Source organism: Paenibacillus mesotrionivorans, from assembly GCF_046098205.1.
GTDB classification, from domain to species: domain Bacteria; phylum Bacillota; class Bacilli; order Paenibacillales; family NBRC-103111; genus Paenibacillus_AR; species Paenibacillus_AR mesotrionivorans.
Window position 1 is genome coordinate 217061 of the sequence record NZ_JBJURJ010000001.1, and the last position, 17857, is coordinate 234917.

A 17857-nucleotide genomic window follows, 5' to 3' on the forward strand; every position below is an offset into this window, starting at 1 on the left:
TATCCTCCTTGTTATATGTATTCCCATCTATTTTAAAGCATTTCTCCTCTCAATAGATATTACAAATTACCAACTTTTTTCATAGATAAACAACAAAAAAAGCGGCAAAAGAGCCGCTTTCATTTGACAAAGCTTAATCGTACAGCACAGCGCTGCGGTCATAGTCCCAGAACGGATACCTGGCGGTAATGCCCGTTTCGCCTGTCAGCCGGATTTTGACCCCGTCGCCTGTCTTCATCCCTGGGATAGGAAGATGGACATACTCCCCTGCATTTACCGGCATGGTAATCACACTTCCGGGGATAGGCTCCATGGACACGATGGTTCGTTCCTGACTCAGACTGGACCAATACAGATTCACATAATGCTGGGAATTGTAGCGGTTCAGGAAGGAAAGCTCGATTTGGTATGCTTCTCCCGCCTTCAGATTGATGGATGCTCCCACAGGCCCGCCCAGGTAAATGTCCTGGCCGTTGATCTTCAGCTTCGTTTCATTCAAGTTGTCGCTGTGGGCGGTAAAGGAATACCGTTCCGTATATTTTGGCACAATGGTCCCGCTCCACTTCCATGAGCCGATGCCGGAGGGTTGGAGATTGCTCAAGGAATCCAGAACCCGCTGCCCGGTTTCCTTGCCGAACTTCACATCGCCATAGACCGTTTCCGTAACTGTGCCTGTAGTCCTTGCGGGATATTGTCCATAGGTTACCTCCACGACGCCGCTCACATTGCTGAAGAATCCGAGCTGTGCCCCGTCGGCGGTTTTGGAAAGCATGGGAGCTCCGATCAAGGGTCCTTGCTTCGCTTCTTCGATGATGAGGAAGCGGGGATAATCCGACGACTTCACCTTAACCACCATAGAATTGGCATCTGCCCGGACAAGCTGCACCGGGATGCTCTGGTTGGTCATAGGGTCATACGACGAAACCTTGGCCCCTTGACCCACTACATTGGCCAGACTGATTTCGTACTCCTGCTCCGGCATCTGATAACGCGCCGGATCCAGGGGAGATTTGGTGTCATCATAGGAACGGGTGATGTCCCGGGTCATGACGTAATAGGCAACGGCAAATTTGTTGTTGGCCAGCTGATACGGCAGGATGGCGAAATCATCCCTGTTATACCGGCTGGGATGTTCGGCGGTGCCCTTGCCCGCAAAAACCAGCTGCGGCTTGTATTCAGTCAGCCGGGTCACCGCAAGAGGACGGGCCGTATCGATGGGCTGGCCGGTTTTCATCAGGCCGGCGATGTTCTTCAGCACCGTAATTTGCGGTCCGATCTTGGCGCGGACGGCATCGTTCAACTGATAGTTGTTCTTCTTCAGCTCATCGAAGAAAGCCTCCGGCAGGATGCCAAAGCAATTGTCCTGGTTGCGGATATTATAGACCGTGATGGTCTCCATACCCTTGTGGGCGTAGAAGGTGAATAAACGCGACAATGTCTTCGCCCCGGTTTCCATCATCAGGCTGGACAGCTGCTGGTCCGCGGCCGCCACCTTGGACTGCTCGATAAGCTTTTGGGCGAAGGGCAGCCGGTAATAGTTGGTTTCGGTCATCCACAGCTCGGCGGTTTTCCCGTTGCCCGGGCTGGCATAGCGGAAATGGTCCTGCCACGGGCCGGGGAACGGGGTCAGATCACGGATCAGGGATTCGGTGGTATACAGGTATGCCCATTCCTCAGGCATAGTCATCACTTGGTTCGGGATAAAGTAGCTGCCCGGAACGGATTCATTGATATTGGTGGGCTTGCGTATGCCGTCCAGCCGTCCAAGCGCATTGTAATAAATCTTGGTAGGCGAGGTATAGGAAGATGCAGAGCCTTGTCCGATATAGGACTTCACCGGATCATAGCCGGTATAATAATGGCGGCTGTATCCCGCCTGATTGGACCAGATGCTGGTGCCGTTATCGTAGGGACGCTGATTGGAGAAGCCGCTGATCACCCGCACACCGGGCAGGCCATTGGCCGGATCGGAGACAAAATCGGCAGTAATGGGCAGGAGCACCTCAATGCCGGTTACGGATTTGCCATCCTTGGCGTAGGTCATCTCTTGGGCAAAGCCCCGTTTGGGCTCGTAATAATTGTCCATGTACATGTAATGGTGGCCGAAGGTATATTCGTTGTACACCTCGAAGTCAAAGCCCGCATCAGCCTTTCCGACGGTACCCAGATCCTCTCTGACAATTTCGGACACAGTCCTGATGTACCGCATCCAGCCGCTAAGAGTTTCCTGGGAGGCAGGATTGGGGGTGCCGTCCTTAAACACCGGCCCGGAAAAAGGCTGGTACTTCAATTTCACCAGAGTGGCTGCCCCTTGGGGCAGATCATTGGGAAGCGGAGCGGATAAGGTGCATTTGCCTGTAGCAGCATCAACCTCTGTAATAATCGGGAACATAGCCGGTCCCATTCCCTTTAGTCCAGTGTAGAGCGGTTTGATGTCCGCCGTTTTATCTACATAGATGACCCGGTCACCCTTCACGGCCTTTTTGGTGACGGTGGTTTTGACCTCCACGTTGGGGCTGGGCATACCCGAATTCATATTCAAGAGGATAAGAGGACGGATATTGTTGTTCTTCAAAGCGGTAAGCTGGGCCCGGAAGGCCTCACGGTAAACGGATTTGATTTTGGTTTCGTCATTGTAATCCAGGTTGGACCAGCCGATCTCCAGGCGGGCGGAGGTAATCCCTGCTTCTGCCATAACCGCAGCCGTCGCAGCAGCCTCCTCCTGTTTGATGTTATTGAACACGACGCCTACGGTGTCCAGATAACGCCTGCTGTCCCAGGTATCCATATAGCTTCTCCAAGGGACGGTGAAATAGGAACGAATGCCGAAGGGAATTTCCTGCTGGAACGGGTCGATGTAAGCTCCTTCTAGTGTGGCCTTGTCCGTCATGCCATCCCAGCTGCCCTGGAGGCCCGTGGTTGCGGCTCCGGCGGCTTTGGAGACTGGCTGAAACGGTGTTCCCAACAAAGCCAACAGGACAACGAAGATGGTCAGGCGCCTTTTAATCAAATGAATACCCTCCTGGAGATGGAAGTTACCTGTGTCGAATTTGTGTCGAATCTTGATGAATTACAGGGAACTAACTCTACTTATGTCGAATTACATGCTTATTATATGCTTTCCATCAAATGCAAAAAAAGAGACGCCGGGACCATTTCCCAAGCGTCTCTTCCCTTCCCCCAAGCCCACTTTCATAACGAAGGGGTTGTTCCTTATAATATCCGTTTTTAGCCTATGAAGGATTTGAGCATCCACACATGCTTTTCCAGTGCGGTATGCATACCGATAAACATATCCACCGTGCTTTCGTCCTCCGCGGCCTCGGCTGCTTTGATGCCTTCCTGGAGTTCCCCGATCACCGCGCCAAAATCGGCCGTCAGCACTTTGACCATTGCCTCAGCGCTTTCGTTGCCGGCCGCTTCCTTGACAGTGGATTGGGCCAGATAGTCTTTCATGGTGGAGAGCGGCTTGCCGCCGATAGCCAATACTCTTTCCGCCAGATCATCGATATATTGAGCCGCCTCGCCGTACAGCTCCTCAAACTTCGTATGGAGGGTAAAGAATTGGTTTCCCTTGACGAACCAGTGGTAATGATGAAGCTTCACATACAAAACGCTCCAATTGGCAATTTGCTTATTCAGGACCTCTGTCACACTCATAACGGTTTGCTGTGCCATTTTCAGGCCTCCCATATAGATTTTGGCGTTGTTTGCTTTCACCTAATGAGAATGCCCCTGCTTCGGTGTTCTATGCATAAGCTGCCGGCTCGGAATGTTGCATTCAATTGGAAATACCGGTATATTTGTCCTATCCTGTGCATATACATCTTGATCAAAAGGATACAGAAATCCCAAAGGAGAGCATATCCATGGCTGCTTCCCTCTTAAGCCTGTCTACCTTCTCGTTTTTGCTGGTGACGCTGTTTACACCGGTCCTGATCTGGGGGCTGCGGACGCTGCGCTTGACCCAGCCGATCCGTGCCGAGCTTCCTCCCGATCACCAGGCCAAACGCGGGACTCCCCTGATGGCGGGTATGATTCTTCTGGTTGGAGTGGCGGTTTCTATCATCTCCTACCCCAAGCCGCTGGTCATATTCCTGGGAGGCACCTTCCTGCTGTTCAGCCTGATCGGGTTTGCGGATGACTTCAAAAAAGCCGCATTCCAGGACCCCAACGGGATTTCCGGAAAAACCAAGCTTGTGTTCCAATTCACGTTTACCGCGGCGCTCTTGTTTCTGCTAATGAGATTCTTTAACGCCAGCCCGGAGCTGAACCTGACCCAGACCTTGTCCATCGGCTTTCCGCTTCTGCTTTATTTGGGCGTGATGATGCTCTTTATTGTGGGAACCGCCAATGCCATCAATTTCACCGACGGTCTGGATGGGCTCCTGATTAATGTATCCATCCCTACATACTTCTTTTTCTTCCTGATTTCTGACCATACGGAGGTAAAGATGTTCTCCCTGGTCATGATCGGATGCCTGCTGGGACTTCTGATCTATAACCTTTATCCGGCCCGGGCGTTTATGGGGGATACCGGTTCTCTCGCCATCGGGGGATCCTTATCCTTCCTCGCCGTTCTGGAAAAGGTGGAGATCCTGATCCCCATCCTGTTCTCCGTTTATCTGGCGGAACAAATTTCTGTCATTCTCCAGGTCTGGTATTACAAAAAAACCAAGCTGCGCCTCTTCCGCATGGCGCCGATTCACTATCATTTCAGCTTGAAGTACGGCTGGTCGGAGAACAAGATCGTTATGGTGTTCGGCTTTATCTCCTGGGCCTCGGCCTTTCTGAGCTGGCTGTACTGGTATTTTTTCCTCCATTGAAGGAGCAAAATAAAAAGGCTGAACCTGGATTAATTCGGGTTCAGCCTTTTTGTTGTCCGTTCTATTCCGTTTCCCAAACCACGGTGCCGGTCAGGGAGAGATCGTACCCGCGGATGGAGGACAGCTCGCTCCGGAAGGACTCCGAACGCAAGATGCCCAGCACCGTCTCTACCCATTCCATATTCGCCGGCTTCTTGATCATCACCAGATCGTAGCGCTCCCGGATCAGCGGAATAAAATCCACATTGACCATAGCCGCGGCTTTCTCAATTCCCACTCCGGCATCCGCTTGTCCGGTGGCTACCTTGCCGGCCACCCCCAGATGGCTGGATTCCTCCGTCTCATACCCTGCGATAGCAAAACGGGAAATGCCCTTCAACCGCATCTGCTCATCCAGCAGCACGCGGGCGCCCGAGCCCTTCTCCCGGTTAACGATCCGTACTCCGGGACGGGTGAGATCCTCCCACGCGGTTATCCCCTTGGGATTGCCCTGGGCCACATACAGACCTGCATTACGGTAAGCTAGGTTTACCACCACGTAGGAATAACCCATCAACAGCCTGCGGATATAGGGAATATTGTACTCCCCCGTGTCCCCGTCAAACAGGTGGGTGCTGACGATATCCGCCTCCCCGTGGTACATGGACACCAGACTGTCCATACTCCCCACAAAAGACCGGAGCGGCCTTACGTTCCGGTTCTGCTTCTCGATATATTTGGCCAGAATATCCAGAATGGAATCCTGCCCGGTAATGACCAAGGGCTTCAGCGCGGAGCTTAGCCCAGGTGAAGGTGACATCACCATTGGGGAAATATATGCAAGGTTTGGCGTTTCCTCCGCAGGAGCAGGGGAGGCCGCCGGACGGACACGCCCCCCTTTGGCACGGGATTTATATGCCTCCAGGTCGGAGGCATCCACGCGCATCTGCTTGCCTACCCGGTAGGACGGCAGCTCGCCTTTTTTGATCAAATCATAAACGGTCAGCTTGGAGACCCGAAGCAGCTTCGCAATCTCCTCAGTCGTATAAGAAATCTCCTCTGACATAAACAACCTCCAGCCGGAATCTTCCTTCATCTTACTCTGTCCCGGCGCTTTTTTCAATTGAGCGCCCATTCCCCAGCGGCTGACAGCCCGGATAAATCACGGATGCCGTGGGAAAATAATTACGGCTCCTTGGCGGCGTTCAAGGAAGCAACGCCATAACCGGGAGGACAAGCCATGAAACGAGTCACCTTGGGCATTCTGGCGGCTGTGCTGCTTTTGGCCGGTTCCGTGCTGCGGCTGGAGCTGACGGATTGGAACCGGAGCCGCCAAATGGCCGCCTCCGGGATCAGGCTGACACCGGCTGAAGCCTTGATGGACCGGGAGGTGCGCAGCCGGTTTCCGCAAAATACGACAATCAACCTGCCGGACGGTGAATCCGGGGCCAGGCTCACCACCGCCTCCTCCCACCCTTTTCCGGAGGGTTATGCCCGTTTCCTGACGCTCTGTTACCGGGTATTCGGCAGCACGATGGAACCGCCGGTGCTTGCTGTGCAGATTCTGCAAAACGCGATGAACGCCTTGTCGTTGCTCCTGCTGATGGCCATCATCCGTATCATGGTGAACCAGCCGTGGCTGGCACTGGCTGCAGGCAGCTTATATTTCCTCCATCCTGCCATTATCCGCTCCTCTTCGGGCTTTAATAGCGAAGCCTTGTATACCTGCACCACCATATTGCTTGTTTACTGTGCCGTCTCATTTTTTACGGATGCTTCACCCACTCCCCGGCGTTCCATAGCCTATGGCTGCGGCTTGGGGGTAGGGATCGCCATGCACCCTCTCCTGTTGGGGTATGGATTTCTGTTCGCATCCGTCGCAGGGATGCAATGCTTCTTAAGCAGCCGCAGAGTGCTGCAATACGTCCTTATGGTGGGCATTTGCATGATGGTGCTTTGTGCTGTATGGCTTTGAAGGAGAGATCAGCTGCATTCCATCAACCCGGGATCTTCAAATTTGGCGTTTAGGCGCTTATAATGGGAGCAAGCGGACAGGGGGCTCCTATGGCGCTTCGCGCGAACCCCTTAATCCCAACGCCATCACGAACGGAGAATGTGACATGCGGCTATACATCATCCGCCATGCGGACCCGGATTATCCCAACAATACCATTACCCCAGCCGGACATTTGGAGGCGCAGGCACTGGCCAAACGAATGGCCACTCACGGTCTGGACCGGATTTACGCTTCGCCCATGGGCAGAGCCCAAGACACCATGCGCTACACAGCGGAAGCTTTGGGAATGACTCATGAGGTGGAGGAATGGACGCAGGAGCTCAGCCTGAAGCTGGAGGAAACTCCTTACGGACGTTTGTCCCATTGGGATCTGCCCGGCGAAGTGATCCGGTCCGGCGAGCGGATGCCCACTTCCGAGAACTGGCATGAGATCTCGTATTACCATGGGACCCCCAGCCGGGAAACCTTCGAAAAGCTGCAGGCCTTCTCAGACGAGTTCCTGAAACGGCAGGGCTTTGAGCGGGTAGGCGGACGTTACCGGATCCTGAAGAAAACCCAGGACCGGGTGGCCGTTTTTTGCCACGGCGGCTTCGGTCTGACCTGGCTGGCCCATCTGCTGGAGATTCCCCTGTCCCTGGTTTGGGCCGGCTTCTGGATGCCGCCCAGCTCGGTGACCACCATTCTGTTCGACGAACGCTCCCAGGATTGGGCCACTCCCCGCTGCATCGGCTTCGGCGATGTGTCCCACCTCTACGAAGCAGGGCTGCCGGTGCGGCCGCGTGGGATTATTGCCAACTTCGATTGAGAAAGTACATTAGGGCCGTGGCGGATAGATCTGCCACGGTTTTTTTTGGCGGAAGAGCTCTTCCTTCTTGCGGACCCTGGTTCCGTTATTTCCCCCAAAACAGGCTGTTCCTCACCGTAACGGACCCAGCAGCCGCTATATCCCACAAATCAGCAGGTTTCTGTGGCGCAGATGACAAATAAGGTCCCTACGGTCCACGAGAGTCCGCAAAAGTCCGATATTGGGCAAAATAACGTCCCTACAGTCCGTAACGGTAACGGACTTTGCCCGGAACCCTCGCCTGACCAACACAAAAAAAGGCAACAGTCAGGGCTGCCGGGAGCTTCTCCCGGCCTTCCCTTCTGTTACCTCCTGCTAACAAACGCTCAAGCCTCTCTATCTGCCTGCCTCCGGCTCTCCAGCCGGAATATGGGACAATCTGCCGTGGGTATCCCCCGTCAGCTTACACGCCCAATACTTGCTTGTACAGCGATACATATTGTTTGGCCGATTGCTCCCAGCCAAAGTCCGTTTTGCTGATGTTTTTCACAATTGTGTTCCACGCCGCTTCGTCCTTGTAAGTTTCCAGCGCCCGTTTGATGGCAAACAGCATCTCATGGGCATTGTACGCATAAAAGGTAAAGCCAGTGCCTTCACCGGTTGCCACGTTGTAAGGGACTACCGTATCCTTCAGCCCTCCGGTTTCCCGCACTATCGGCACGGAACGGTAGCGGAAGGCAATCAGCTGACCCAAGCCGCAGGGTTCGAACAGCGAAGGCATCAGGAACATATCCGACGCTGCATAAATCCGGCGGGACAAACCGTCGCTGAAGGTGATGTTGGCCGATACCTTGTCCGGATGCCAATAGGCCTTATCCTTGAACAGATGCTCAAAACGGCTTTCTCCCGTGCCCAGCACCACCAGCTGCAGCGGCAGCGATACGATTTCATCCATCACCGCTTGAATCAGGTCCAGCCCCTTCTGGTCCACCAGCCGGGATACTAACCCGATCATAGGAATACGTTCATCCACCGGAAGCCCCAGCTCCGCCTGGAGAGCGGATTTGTTGCGGCGTTTTTTGGACAGGGAGTTGCGGTACGGCTCTGCCAGATGGGAATCATTCATTGGATCGAACAGTTCATTGTCCAGCCCGTTCAGAATACCTACCAGCCCGCCGTGAAGGCTCCGCTCCTGCAGCACACCCTCCATCCCCTCGCCGAAAAAGGTGGTTTTGATCTCCTCGGCATAGGTTTTGCTTACCGTGGTCACCTTGTCCGCATGGGTTAGCCCAGCCTTCATGCAATTGCCGTCCCCGTAATACTCAATGCCGTTGCCATCGCCGAACATGCCGTCATCAATACCCAGCAGATCCTGCATCAGCTTCCGGTTGTACCTGCCCTGATAGCGCAGATTATGTATGGTAAACACGGTTTTGATGTTGGCATAGAACGGATGGGCGGCATAATTGCGGCGCAGCAGATACGGAATCAGACCTGTCTGCCAGTCATGGCAGTGGATGATATCCGGCTTGAAATCCAGATGCGGCAAGGCCTCCAGTACAGCACGGCTGAAATAAACAAACCGCTCGGCATCATCCCCATACCCGTAAAGGCCGCCGCGGCGGAAGTAGAATTCATTATCCACAAAATAATAGTGAATCCCGTTGACCTCCAGCTGCTGGATGCCGCAGTATTGGTTGCGCCAGCCCAGATACACGCTGAAGGTGCTGGCGGTTTCCATTTGCTCCCGGAAGTGTTCGGGAATGTCCGCATACTTGGGCAGGATTATCCGCACATCCACATTGTGGTGACGGAGGGAGGCGGGCAGCGAACCGATTACATCGGCCAGCCCTCCCGATTTAACGAATGGAACGGCTTCAGAAGCAGCGAATAAAATGTTCATGCGTGTATAGTCCCTCCAGTCCCCTAGATTAATTATTCACCCGGTTTCATTCCTTACCGGAAAAGACATGTCTTGGATGCTCAAACACGTTTTGTCGGCCTCGCCAGAAAGACGTCTAGATGATCTTCTTCTTCGCAGCCACAAACGGAGCGGTGACGGCGCCCTTCAGCACCCGGCCGCTGTTGATCATCACATCTTTGTCCAGAATGGCGTTCTCCACGCTCACATTCTCCTGGATGTCGCAGTTCTGCAGCACGATGCAGTTGCGGAGCACCGCCCCCTTCCTCACCTTCACACCGCGGAAGAGAATGCAGTTCTCCACCTCACCCTCGATAATGCAGCCGTTGGCGATCATGGCATTGCGGACATTGGAGTGCTGGGTATATTTGGCCGGGGGCTCATCCTTGATCTTGGTATAGATCAGACCCGGGCGGAAGAACAGATCCTTCCAGATGGACGGGTTCAACAGGTTCATGCTGTGGTGGTAATAAGCCTGGATAGTATTGATGACGCCCAGATACCCCTGGTAGGGAAAGGCGTTGATCTTCAGACGGTCCACATTCTTCATGATGGCATCCCGCACCAAGTGGTCATAACCCTGGGCCAAAGAGGTTTCCACCAGGTCCAGGAGCAGCTCCTTCTTCATGAGGAACATCTCCATGGAGACCTTGCCGCTTTTAAGCCGTCCGGTATGGTCCTGGATATCCTTCACCTGCCCCAGGGGATTGATCAGGATCCGCCGGGAGTGGGAGAAGTCATCCTCCTCCATATCCTTATACACCATGGTGATGTCCGCCCCGGACAGCCGGTGATGCTCATACACCTCGGTGAGGTCAATGTTGCAGACCATATGGCTGCGGGTAATCAGCACATAATCCTGGGTACTCCGGTAGAAATAATCCCGGTGGGCGTAGAAGTGGTACAAATCACCCTTCACTATCTCGCGGATTTCATCCACAGCCGGCGGCAGGATGAACAGCCCGCCCCGCTTGCGGTTCAAATCCCATTCCTTGCCGGAGCCCAGGTGGTCCATCAGGGAACGGTATTTGGTATGGGCGAACACCGCCACATTGACAATGCCGGAATTCACCATGCTGGACATGATAAAGTCGATCAGACGGTAGCGTGCGCCAAACGGAACCGAAGCCAGGGAGCGCTTGTAGGTCAGCTCCTCCAGGTTGTCGGGCTCATTCACCAAGTTCACAACACCAAGCACATTTTTCATGGGGGCAGCTTCCTTTCGTATGGATGGGATCAGGACAAATTACTTAGGGTGTGTCTGAAAACCCGCTTGAGGGCATCTTTTGCAGCCTTTTCGCCCCATGCTTCGTTACTTCCCCTTGACGTACCCCCGGTACGCCTGCGTGAAAGTACCTTGCCTTGAACGAAAATTCAGCAAAATCTGCTCCCCTCGGAGTTTTCAGACACACTTACGCAATAATTTCATGGCTGCCGATCAAAGTAATCTCCTTGCTGTCCGGATCTCCGACGACGGAGCCGTCCGCCACAATGGTGGCTTCTCCGATAATGGCGCGGTTGATGACGCAATTTTCGCCGATTTTGGCACCGGGCATAATCACAGAATCCCTTATCACAGTCCCTTCCCCGACCCGGACGCCGTAGAACAGAACGGAATGATCCACCGTGCCCGATACGGAGCAGCCTTCGTTGAGAATGGAATTTTTGACCGCTGCGGTGGGGGCAATGTATTGGGCAGGCTGGTTGGGATTCAGGGAGTAGATTCTCCAGCTCCGGTCATTCAGGTTCAGTCCCGGCTCCTCCTCCAACAAATCCATGCTGGCCTCCCACAGGCTCTCCACGGTGCCTACATCCTTCCAATAACCCTGGAACGGATACGCCATCAGCTTTTCCCCGGCGTTCAGCATACCCGGAATGACATCCTTGCCGAAGTCGTTGCTGGAGGCCGGATTCTCCGCGTCAGCCATCAGATACTTCTTGAGCACGGGCCAGCTGAAGATATATACACCCATGGAAGCCAGGTTACTTTTGGGGGCTTTGGGCTTTTCCTCAAATTCGGTAATCAAGAAGTCCTCATCTGCCTTCATGATGCCGAAGCGGCTGGCCTCCTCCCACTTGACCTCAATAACCGCGATGGTGGCGTCCGCATTCTTTTCCTTGTGGTACTGGATCATCAGGTCGTAATCCATCTTGTAGATGTGGTCGCCTGAGATGACCAGCACATATTCCGGGGCGTATTGCTCGATAAAACCAATATTCTGGTATATGGCATTGGCCGTCCCCTTATACCAGTCGCCGCCCTTGGACTTCATGAACGGAGGAAGCACGGTGACGCCCCCGCCCTTGCGGTCCAGGTCCCACGGTGTTCCGATGCCCAGATAAGAATTCAGCACCAGGGGCTGATATTGGGTCAGTACCCCTACTGCGTCGATGCCGGAGTTGGTGCAGTTGCTCAGGGTGAAATCAATAATTCTGTACTTTCCGCCAAAATGGACGGCAGGCTTTGCCAAATTTTTGGTCAAAGCCCCCAATCGCCGGCCTTCTCCTCCGGCCAGAAGCATCGCTACACATTCCTTCTGCGGCATACATTATTTCCCCTTTCCCATGGTTGTGCGGTCTGGCGTGTCCGGGAGCTCTGCCTGCTTCTCCGTGAAGGGACCCTTGGCTGCGACTTTGTGCTTGAACAGCAAAGCGGAAAACGGCGGAAGCGCAATCCGGATGCTGCACGGCTGCCCATGGAACGGTACAGCCTCCGTCGTCAGCCTGGAGCGTGTTTTCCCCCCGCTGCCTCCAAATTCTTCCGCATCGGAATTCAGGAGCTCCCGGTAGATGCCGGCATCAGGAACCCCGATTCTGTATTCGGAATACCCGGTTTCCCGGAAATTTAATACAGCCAGGATCAGCTCATCTCCCGCTTTGTTCCACCGGACGAAGGACATGACGCTTTGCTCCGCATTGTCCGCATCGATCCATTGGAAACCTCCGGGGCTGTGATCCTGCTGCCACATCGCCTTTTCTTTCATGTATATGGCGTTCAGGCTCCGGACATAATGGCGAGTTTTGCCGTGCATGGGATACCCCACCAGCTCCCAATCCAGGTCCTCCATATCCTTCCATTCGTCAAACTGCCCGAATTCACTTCCCATAAACAGGAGCTTCTTGCCGGGATGGGCCGCCATATAGGCGTACAGCACACGAAGATTGGCGAACTTCTCCTCATAGCTGCCGGGCATTTTGTTGAGCAGGGACTTTTTACCGTGCACAACCTCGTCGTGGGAAAAGGGGAGCACATAGTTTTCGGCATAGGCATACATCATGGAAAAGGTCATGAGATGATGCCGGTGCCGGCGTTCTGCGGGCTGCAGCTGCATATAGCGCAGCACATCATTCATCCAGCCCATATTCCATTTATAATTAAAACCAAGCCCTCCCGCATGGACGGGAGCCGTCACCATCGGCCAGTCCGAGGAATCCTCCGCCACCATCAAGGCGCCGGGGAAATACTGGAACACAGCTTTGTTCAGGCGCTTCAGGAAGCCCAAGGCGTCCAAATTTTCATTACCGCCGTAAGCGTTCCGGGGAGCGGCAGCCTTATCCCGGTCGAATGCCAGGTCGATCATGCTGGCCACGGCGTCCACCCGCAGACCGTCTACATGATAAACATCCATCCAGAAGATGGCGTTGGAGATCAGGAAGCTCAGCACCTCCGGTTTGCCGAAATCAAAACCGAGTGTGCCCCAGCCCCGCTTCTCCGCAATATCCGGATCAGGATGCTCGAACAAGGGGGTGCCGTCGAACAGCCGGAGACCGTGGTCATCCTTGCAAAAATGCCCGGGCACCCAGTCAAGCAGAACACCGATGCCGTTTTCGTGGCAGTGGTTAATGAAGAACATCAGCTGCTCCGGCTGCCCGTAGCGGCTGGTGGCGCTGTAATACCCGGTGGCTTGGTAACCCCAGGAGCGGTCGAAGGGATGCTCTGTCAACGGAAGCAGCTCGATATGGGTGTACCCCATCTCCTTTACATATTCCACCAGCTCCTGCGCATACTCCTCATACGTATAGAACACTTCATTCTCAATATATTTCCAGGAACCCAGATGCACCTCATAGATATTGAGAGGTTTGGCATAAACGGGCTCCTTCTCCTGCTTCCTGCGCCAGCGAGTATCATTCCAGCGGAAGCCCTCCAGACTTTTGACAACGGAAGCAGTCCGGGGACGGAGCTCGGAAAAAAAGGCATACGGATCGCTTTTGAGAAAACGGCGTCCGTCAGGTCCGGTGATCCGGTACTTATAGACAGCCCCTTCCTCCAAGCCGGGGACAAAAAGAGTCCACATGCCGCCGGAGTCGAGTAGCGGCTCCATCAGATGACAGTCAGCCGTCCAGCCGTTAAAATCACCGCTGATCCCCACTTCCTTGGCGTGGGGCGCCCATACCGTAAAGCGCACACCCGTAACCCCGTTCTCCTGAGCCGGATGCGCCCCCATCATACGGTAGCTGTGGTGCAGATTTCCCTCGTGAAACAAATGCAGATCATGAGCAGTCGGAATGCGGTTTGGCAAGCCAGGGATCAACTCCTCTCTACCTTCTACCCTTTCTAGACTGCAAAGCGCTTTTCCTTCTTCGGACTCCGTAAAAAAAGGATGAATTTTTCAAATTTATGGCATTGTGATCCGGACAGCCGCATTGGGCCCGTCCCATTCCACCTTGGCGCCGAAGGATTCGGCAATAAACCGCACAGGCACCATGGTATAGCTGTTGATGAGCCGGGGGGCCGCCTCCAGCCGGTAATCCTTGCCGTTCTTTACCGCCGTGTGGCTGTCTATGGTGACGCTGGCTGTTGTGCCCCCCTTCCGGCCTGTTGCCGTCCGGGTGGTTTGATTCCAGCTGACCTCTGCTCCCAGTGCCTCGAATACGGCCCGCATGGGAACCAGCACATTGCCCTGCCAGTTTACCGGCGGCTGCTCAAAAGCCAACGCCCGGCCGTTTACCGTCACCGTAGTCTGCGGCTCCAGGGCCAGCTGGCGGGTAACGGCAGGGGTTCCCCCCTGGTTGAAGGCCTTCACCTCCAGAACCGAACCAGCCACAATGCCTCCCGCCTCCAGCTCCACACCCTTGTACGGGGGATATTCGGTCTTCAGGAGCATGCCGTTCAGCCGGTACTCCACCTTGCCGTTATAGATATCCGGCAGCTTGACATACGGATAGACCACCGTCCGCCCGCTGAAGGCAGCACTTGCCTGGGCCTTCATGTATCCTCCTGCTGCAACGGGTTTTGCGCCGTTTTCCACCTTGGTCAGGAAATGCGGACTCCCGATAAGCCGCTTATAAGCGTCCATCATGGCCGTGTTGTCCCGGAGGAGGAAATTATCGGTGACCCCGGGCTGGGTAGCACCCCGGTTGAAGTACGTGATGGCCTTCAGCCGCGGATACTGCTTGGTCATGATCTCATAAACCCGCTCCAGATTCATAACACCCCAATCTGTCCAGCTTTTCCCGTCACCGACTGTTCCATGGGTAACCGCCGTTTCGCTGATCATCACCGGCTTGCGGTCCGCATACAGCCGGTAAATCTCATCCAGCCTGTCCACCGGACCCAACCCCAGCTGGGGCTTGGAAGGATCACCGTTTTCATAAGGCGTACTGTACATGCTGATGCCCACCCAGTCCACGTAAGCATCGCCGGGATAATAGGCCGACATGGTGTTAATCGGCACATCTCCGGGGCTCCATACCATGGCTACATTCGGCGCCTCCTGCTCCATGATGTCGTGGACCAGCTTGAATTTCTCCATATATTTGGCCGGGTCGCCGTGCCAGGGAACCCAGTTGCCGTTCATCTCGGAGGCATAACGGAGAAAAATCGGCAGGCCGGTTGCTTTGGCAGCAGCAGCCCACTGGCGGATATATTCCCCATCCTTCACCTCATCCAACCCGTTCATCGGCTCAAAAGCGATTTGCAGCGCCGCTCCTGCTGCCTTGGCGTTCACCGCATACTGTCTGGGAAACGGCTTGCCCCATTGGGTATAAGCCAGGTAGAGGGCATGCTTCTTATTGTAGAATTGCTCGGAGCGGGTATACTGGTTGCCCATCTGGGGATCCAATTCGGAATACATGCCCAGATACGTGCCGTATACCGGCTCGAACTTGGCCAAACCGCCCCCGTTTCCGTCGCTGGCAGCGGCCAGAGCCGATTCATCTGTGGTCTGCACATACAGATCCAGTGTGCTGCGGATTTCCTCCGCCCGGAACAGATCCTGCGCCCCCCAGTCATAACCCGCCTGAAGCCAATACTCATTCTCCAGCTCATAATAATAAATGGCGGTTTCATATTGCTTCTGGCTGTCATAATACTTGCCCAGATTTTTGGCGTAAAGGGCCGCATTCACCACATTCCCCTCTACTGCGTAATGGTCCAGCAGCAGCTTCCATTTGGGTGCGGCAGCCTGGAGGTTCCCGTTCTGCTCATCCTGGCGTGCCTGGCGTTCCAGTGTCCAGAAATCCTCGGCATACACCGCCGGAATTCCCGGTCCTGCAGAGGCTGCGAGGCATGCGGCAATAAGTGTTGTGCGCGCCATCCGCTTAATTTTGTCATCTGATATGAACCGGTTGATCATGTCTCACCCTCCCTGATAGGCTGGAACAGCGCTGATGCACAATTCTGCGGGGCCTTCACTTAATACCCGGAATTTGCGGGAAAGAAACGCTTGCAGCAAATTAATTTTATTGTAAGGGGTAGGAGAGGCATTCGACAATTCATGAAGCGTGCTTCCGGGCAAAAAAAAAGATGCGGCCCAGGGTTTCCTGTCCGCATCTTCATTCACCAGCCAAGCTGATCTTCTGCCTGCTCCGCCCGATCTCCCTCACGCCTCCGCACCTCTTCCGCTTCTGACCAGCTGCAGCGCCTCGTCCACCGTCTGGACCGGTGTCCAGTTCGCCCGCGCCTGGGCTTTGCGTTTTGTTTTGCCTGCCGCCTGGGTCTGGCACTCCACCGAATAAATCGACCGGAAGGGAGCGCTCAGATAGGTCTGTTTAATCTCGTCGAACATGGGTGCCAGCTCCTGAGTGGAGAGGCGGATTTCCTGCATCTCGACAACCAGAGCATACTCCTCGGGTTGGATCCTGCTTAAGCGGAGCTCCAGCTCCCGCTGGAACAGCTTGGCCTCGTATACGGTGAAATACCCTGAATACGAAATGAGCAGAATCCCGTCATTCTGATTCAATGTCATTTTAAACAAATGGTCCACACTCCTAGAGACATGCTTCGGAGATTCCTTGCCATGTGATCTTTCCAGGAAGAGACAATTCGCATGGAGTCTGATCTTAAGTATAATGAATGCGGTGACGTACATGTAAGGGCGTTCACAATAATGTCGATGATTAACAGGGTTAGGTATGGCAATATCTTGACAAGGGGCGTTAGATTTGACATGATTCAACCGTATATTGCATGATGAAGTATTGAAATCTAGAACAGAGACCTCTTTTAAAGGAGATTCGCGATGTATTTGGCTGACGAATGGAAAGATTATGAGCTTCTCGATACAGGCGGAGGCGAAAAGCTGGAGCGCTGGGGCGGATACATTCTGCGCCGGCCCGACCCGCAGATCATCTGGCCGCTGTTGAATGAAACCGGGCTTTGGAAGGACGCCCATGCCCATTACCACCGCAGCTCAAGCGGAGGCGGACAATGGGAGGAAAAGGTGAAGCTCCCCGAACGCTGGTCCGTATCATATGGAGATCTGAAATTCATCATCAAACCCACCAGCTTCAAGCATACCGGGCTGTTCCCCGAGCAGCAGGTGAACTGGAAGTGGATGATGGACAAAATCAAGAATGCCGGACGTCCCATCAAGGTGCTGAACCTGTTCGCGTACACGGGCGGTGCCACAGTGGCCTGCGCCAGTGCAGGCGCCGAGGTGTGCCATGTGGATGCGGCCAAGGGGATGGTCACCTGGGCCAAGGAAAACCTGCACCACTCCGGCCTCGGGGACAAGCCCGTCCGGTTCATTACGGACGATGTGTTCAAGTTCGTGCAACGGGAGCAGCGCCGCGGCAGCACCTACGACGCCATTATTATGGACCCGCCCTCCTACGGACGCGGCCCCAACGGCGAAATGTGGAAGCTGGAAAATGACCTGTACCGCTTTGTGGATTCCTGCTCCGCTATTCTCACGGAAAAACCGCTGTTCTTCCTGATCAACTCGTATACTACCGGGATATCGGCCTCGGTGCTGACGAATATCCTCACCATGTCGATAGGCCGGAAATATGGCGGTGTGATCTCCAGCGGTGAAATCGGCCTGCCTATCACCGCCAGCTCTCTGAACCTGCCCTGCGGTATTCTTGGCCGCTGGGAGTCCTAAGCC

The 17857-nt window shown here is 54.5% G+C and carries 13 protein-coding genes; 4 read left to right on the top strand and 9 right to left on the bottom strand.

All coding sequences use genetic code 11. The annotated features are described in order from the left end of the window. Positions 1-133 precede the first annotated feature (133 nt). Positions 134-3010: a PA14 domain-containing protein gene (locus ACI1P1_RS01035; RefSeq protein ID WP_416214495.1), complete on the bottom strand. Its 2877-nt coding sequence runs from the start codon at positions 3008-3010 to the stop codon at positions 134-136. A gap of 218 nt (positions 3011-3228) precedes the next feature. Beyond that, entirely contained in the window at positions 3229-3678 is a 450-nt protein-coding gene (locus ACI1P1_RS01040) for a Dps family protein (protein WP_416214496.1), read from the bottom strand. 191 nt (positions 3679-3869) lie between these two features. Between ACI1P1_RS01040 and mraY the strand changes: the two genes are divergently transcribed. Further along, complete coding sequence (gene mraY, locus ACI1P1_RS01045) at positions 3870-4826, top strand: phospho-N-acetylmuramoyl-pentapeptide-transferase (RefSeq protein ID WP_416214497.1); 957 nt, start codon at positions 3870-3872, stop codon at positions 4824-4826. Positions 4827-4887: 61 nt separating this feature from the next. Here the strand turns inward: mraY and ACI1P1_RS01050 are convergent, their stop codons facing one another. After that, positions 4888-5871: a substrate-binding domain-containing protein gene (locus ACI1P1_RS01050; protein WP_416214498.1), complete on the bottom strand. Its 984-nt coding sequence runs from the start codon at positions 5869-5871 to the stop codon at positions 4888-4890. 174 nt (positions 5872-6045) lie between these two features. On the opposite strand from ACI1P1_RS01050, the gene ACI1P1_RS01055 reads away from it, so the two are divergent. Together ACI1P1_RS01055 and ACI1P1_RS01060 are read left to right on the top strand one after the other, a co-directional pair. Then, the gene (locus ACI1P1_RS01055; protein ID WP_416214499.1) at positions 6046-6780 is read left to right on the top strand and encodes a hypothetical protein; all 735 of its coding nucleotides are present in this window, start codon (positions 6046-6048) and stop codon (positions 6778-6780) included. A 145-nt stretch (positions 6781-6925) separates the two neighbouring features. Then, positions 6926-7627, top strand: a complete 702-nt coding sequence (locus ACI1P1_RS01060) for a histidine phosphatase family protein (RefSeq protein ID WP_416214500.1) — start codon at positions 6926-6928, stop codon at positions 7625-7627. 442 nt (positions 7628-8069) lie between these two features. Here ACI1P1_RS01060 and glgA read toward each other — a convergent pair whose 3' ends face one another. The 6 genes from glgA to ACI1P1_RS01090 all read right to left on the bottom strand — a co-directional run bounded on the left by glgA (position 8070) and on the right by ACI1P1_RS01090 (position 16726). Further along, positions 8070-9509: a glycogen synthase GlgA gene (gene glgA, locus ACI1P1_RS01065; RefSeq protein ID WP_416214501.1), complete on the bottom strand. Its 1440-nt coding sequence runs from the start codon at positions 9507-9509 to the stop codon at positions 8070-8072. A 115-nt stretch (positions 9510-9624) separates the two neighbouring features. Continuing rightward, the gene (gene glgD / locus ACI1P1_RS01070) at positions 9625-10734 is read right to left on the bottom strand and encodes a glucose-1-phosphate adenylyltransferase subunit GlgD (RefSeq protein WP_416214502.1); all 1110 of its coding nucleotides are present in this window, start codon (positions 10732-10734) and stop codon (positions 9625-9627) included. Between the two features lie 205 nt (positions 10735-10939). Continuing rightward, positions 10940-12073: a glucose-1-phosphate adenylyltransferase gene (locus tag ACI1P1_RS01075; protein ID WP_416214503.1), complete on the bottom strand. Its 1134-nt coding sequence runs from the start codon at positions 12071-12073 to the stop codon at positions 10940-10942. Positions 12074-12076: 3 nt separating this feature from the next. After that, positions 12077-14050, bottom strand: coding sequence for a 1,4-alpha-glucan branching protein GlgB (gene glgB, locus ACI1P1_RS01080; RefSeq protein ID WP_416214504.1), 1974 nt, complete (start codon positions 14048-14050; stop codon positions 12077-12079). A 96-nt stretch (positions 14051-14146) separates the two neighbouring features. Further along, the gene (locus ACI1P1_RS01085; RefSeq protein WP_416214505.1) at positions 14147-16105 is read right to left on the bottom strand and encodes a stalk domain-containing protein; all 1959 of its coding nucleotides are present in this window, start codon (positions 16103-16105) and stop codon (positions 14147-14149) included. A gap of 246 nt (positions 16106-16351) precedes the next feature. Next, positions 16352-16726 carry a hypothetical protein gene (locus ACI1P1_RS01090; RefSeq protein WP_416214506.1) on the bottom strand — a complete coding sequence of 125 codons (375 nt, stop codon included), beginning with the start codon at positions 16724-16726 and terminating at the stop codon, positions 16352-16354. 264 nt (positions 16727-16990) lie between these two features. On the opposite strand from ACI1P1_RS01090, the gene ACI1P1_RS01095 reads away from it, so the two are divergent. Beyond that, positions 16991-17854, top strand: a complete 864-nt coding sequence (locus tag ACI1P1_RS01095; RefSeq protein ID WP_416214507.1) for a class I SAM-dependent methyltransferase — start codon at positions 16991-16993, stop codon at positions 17852-17854. The last annotated feature ends 3 nt before the right edge of the window (positions 17855-17857 follow it).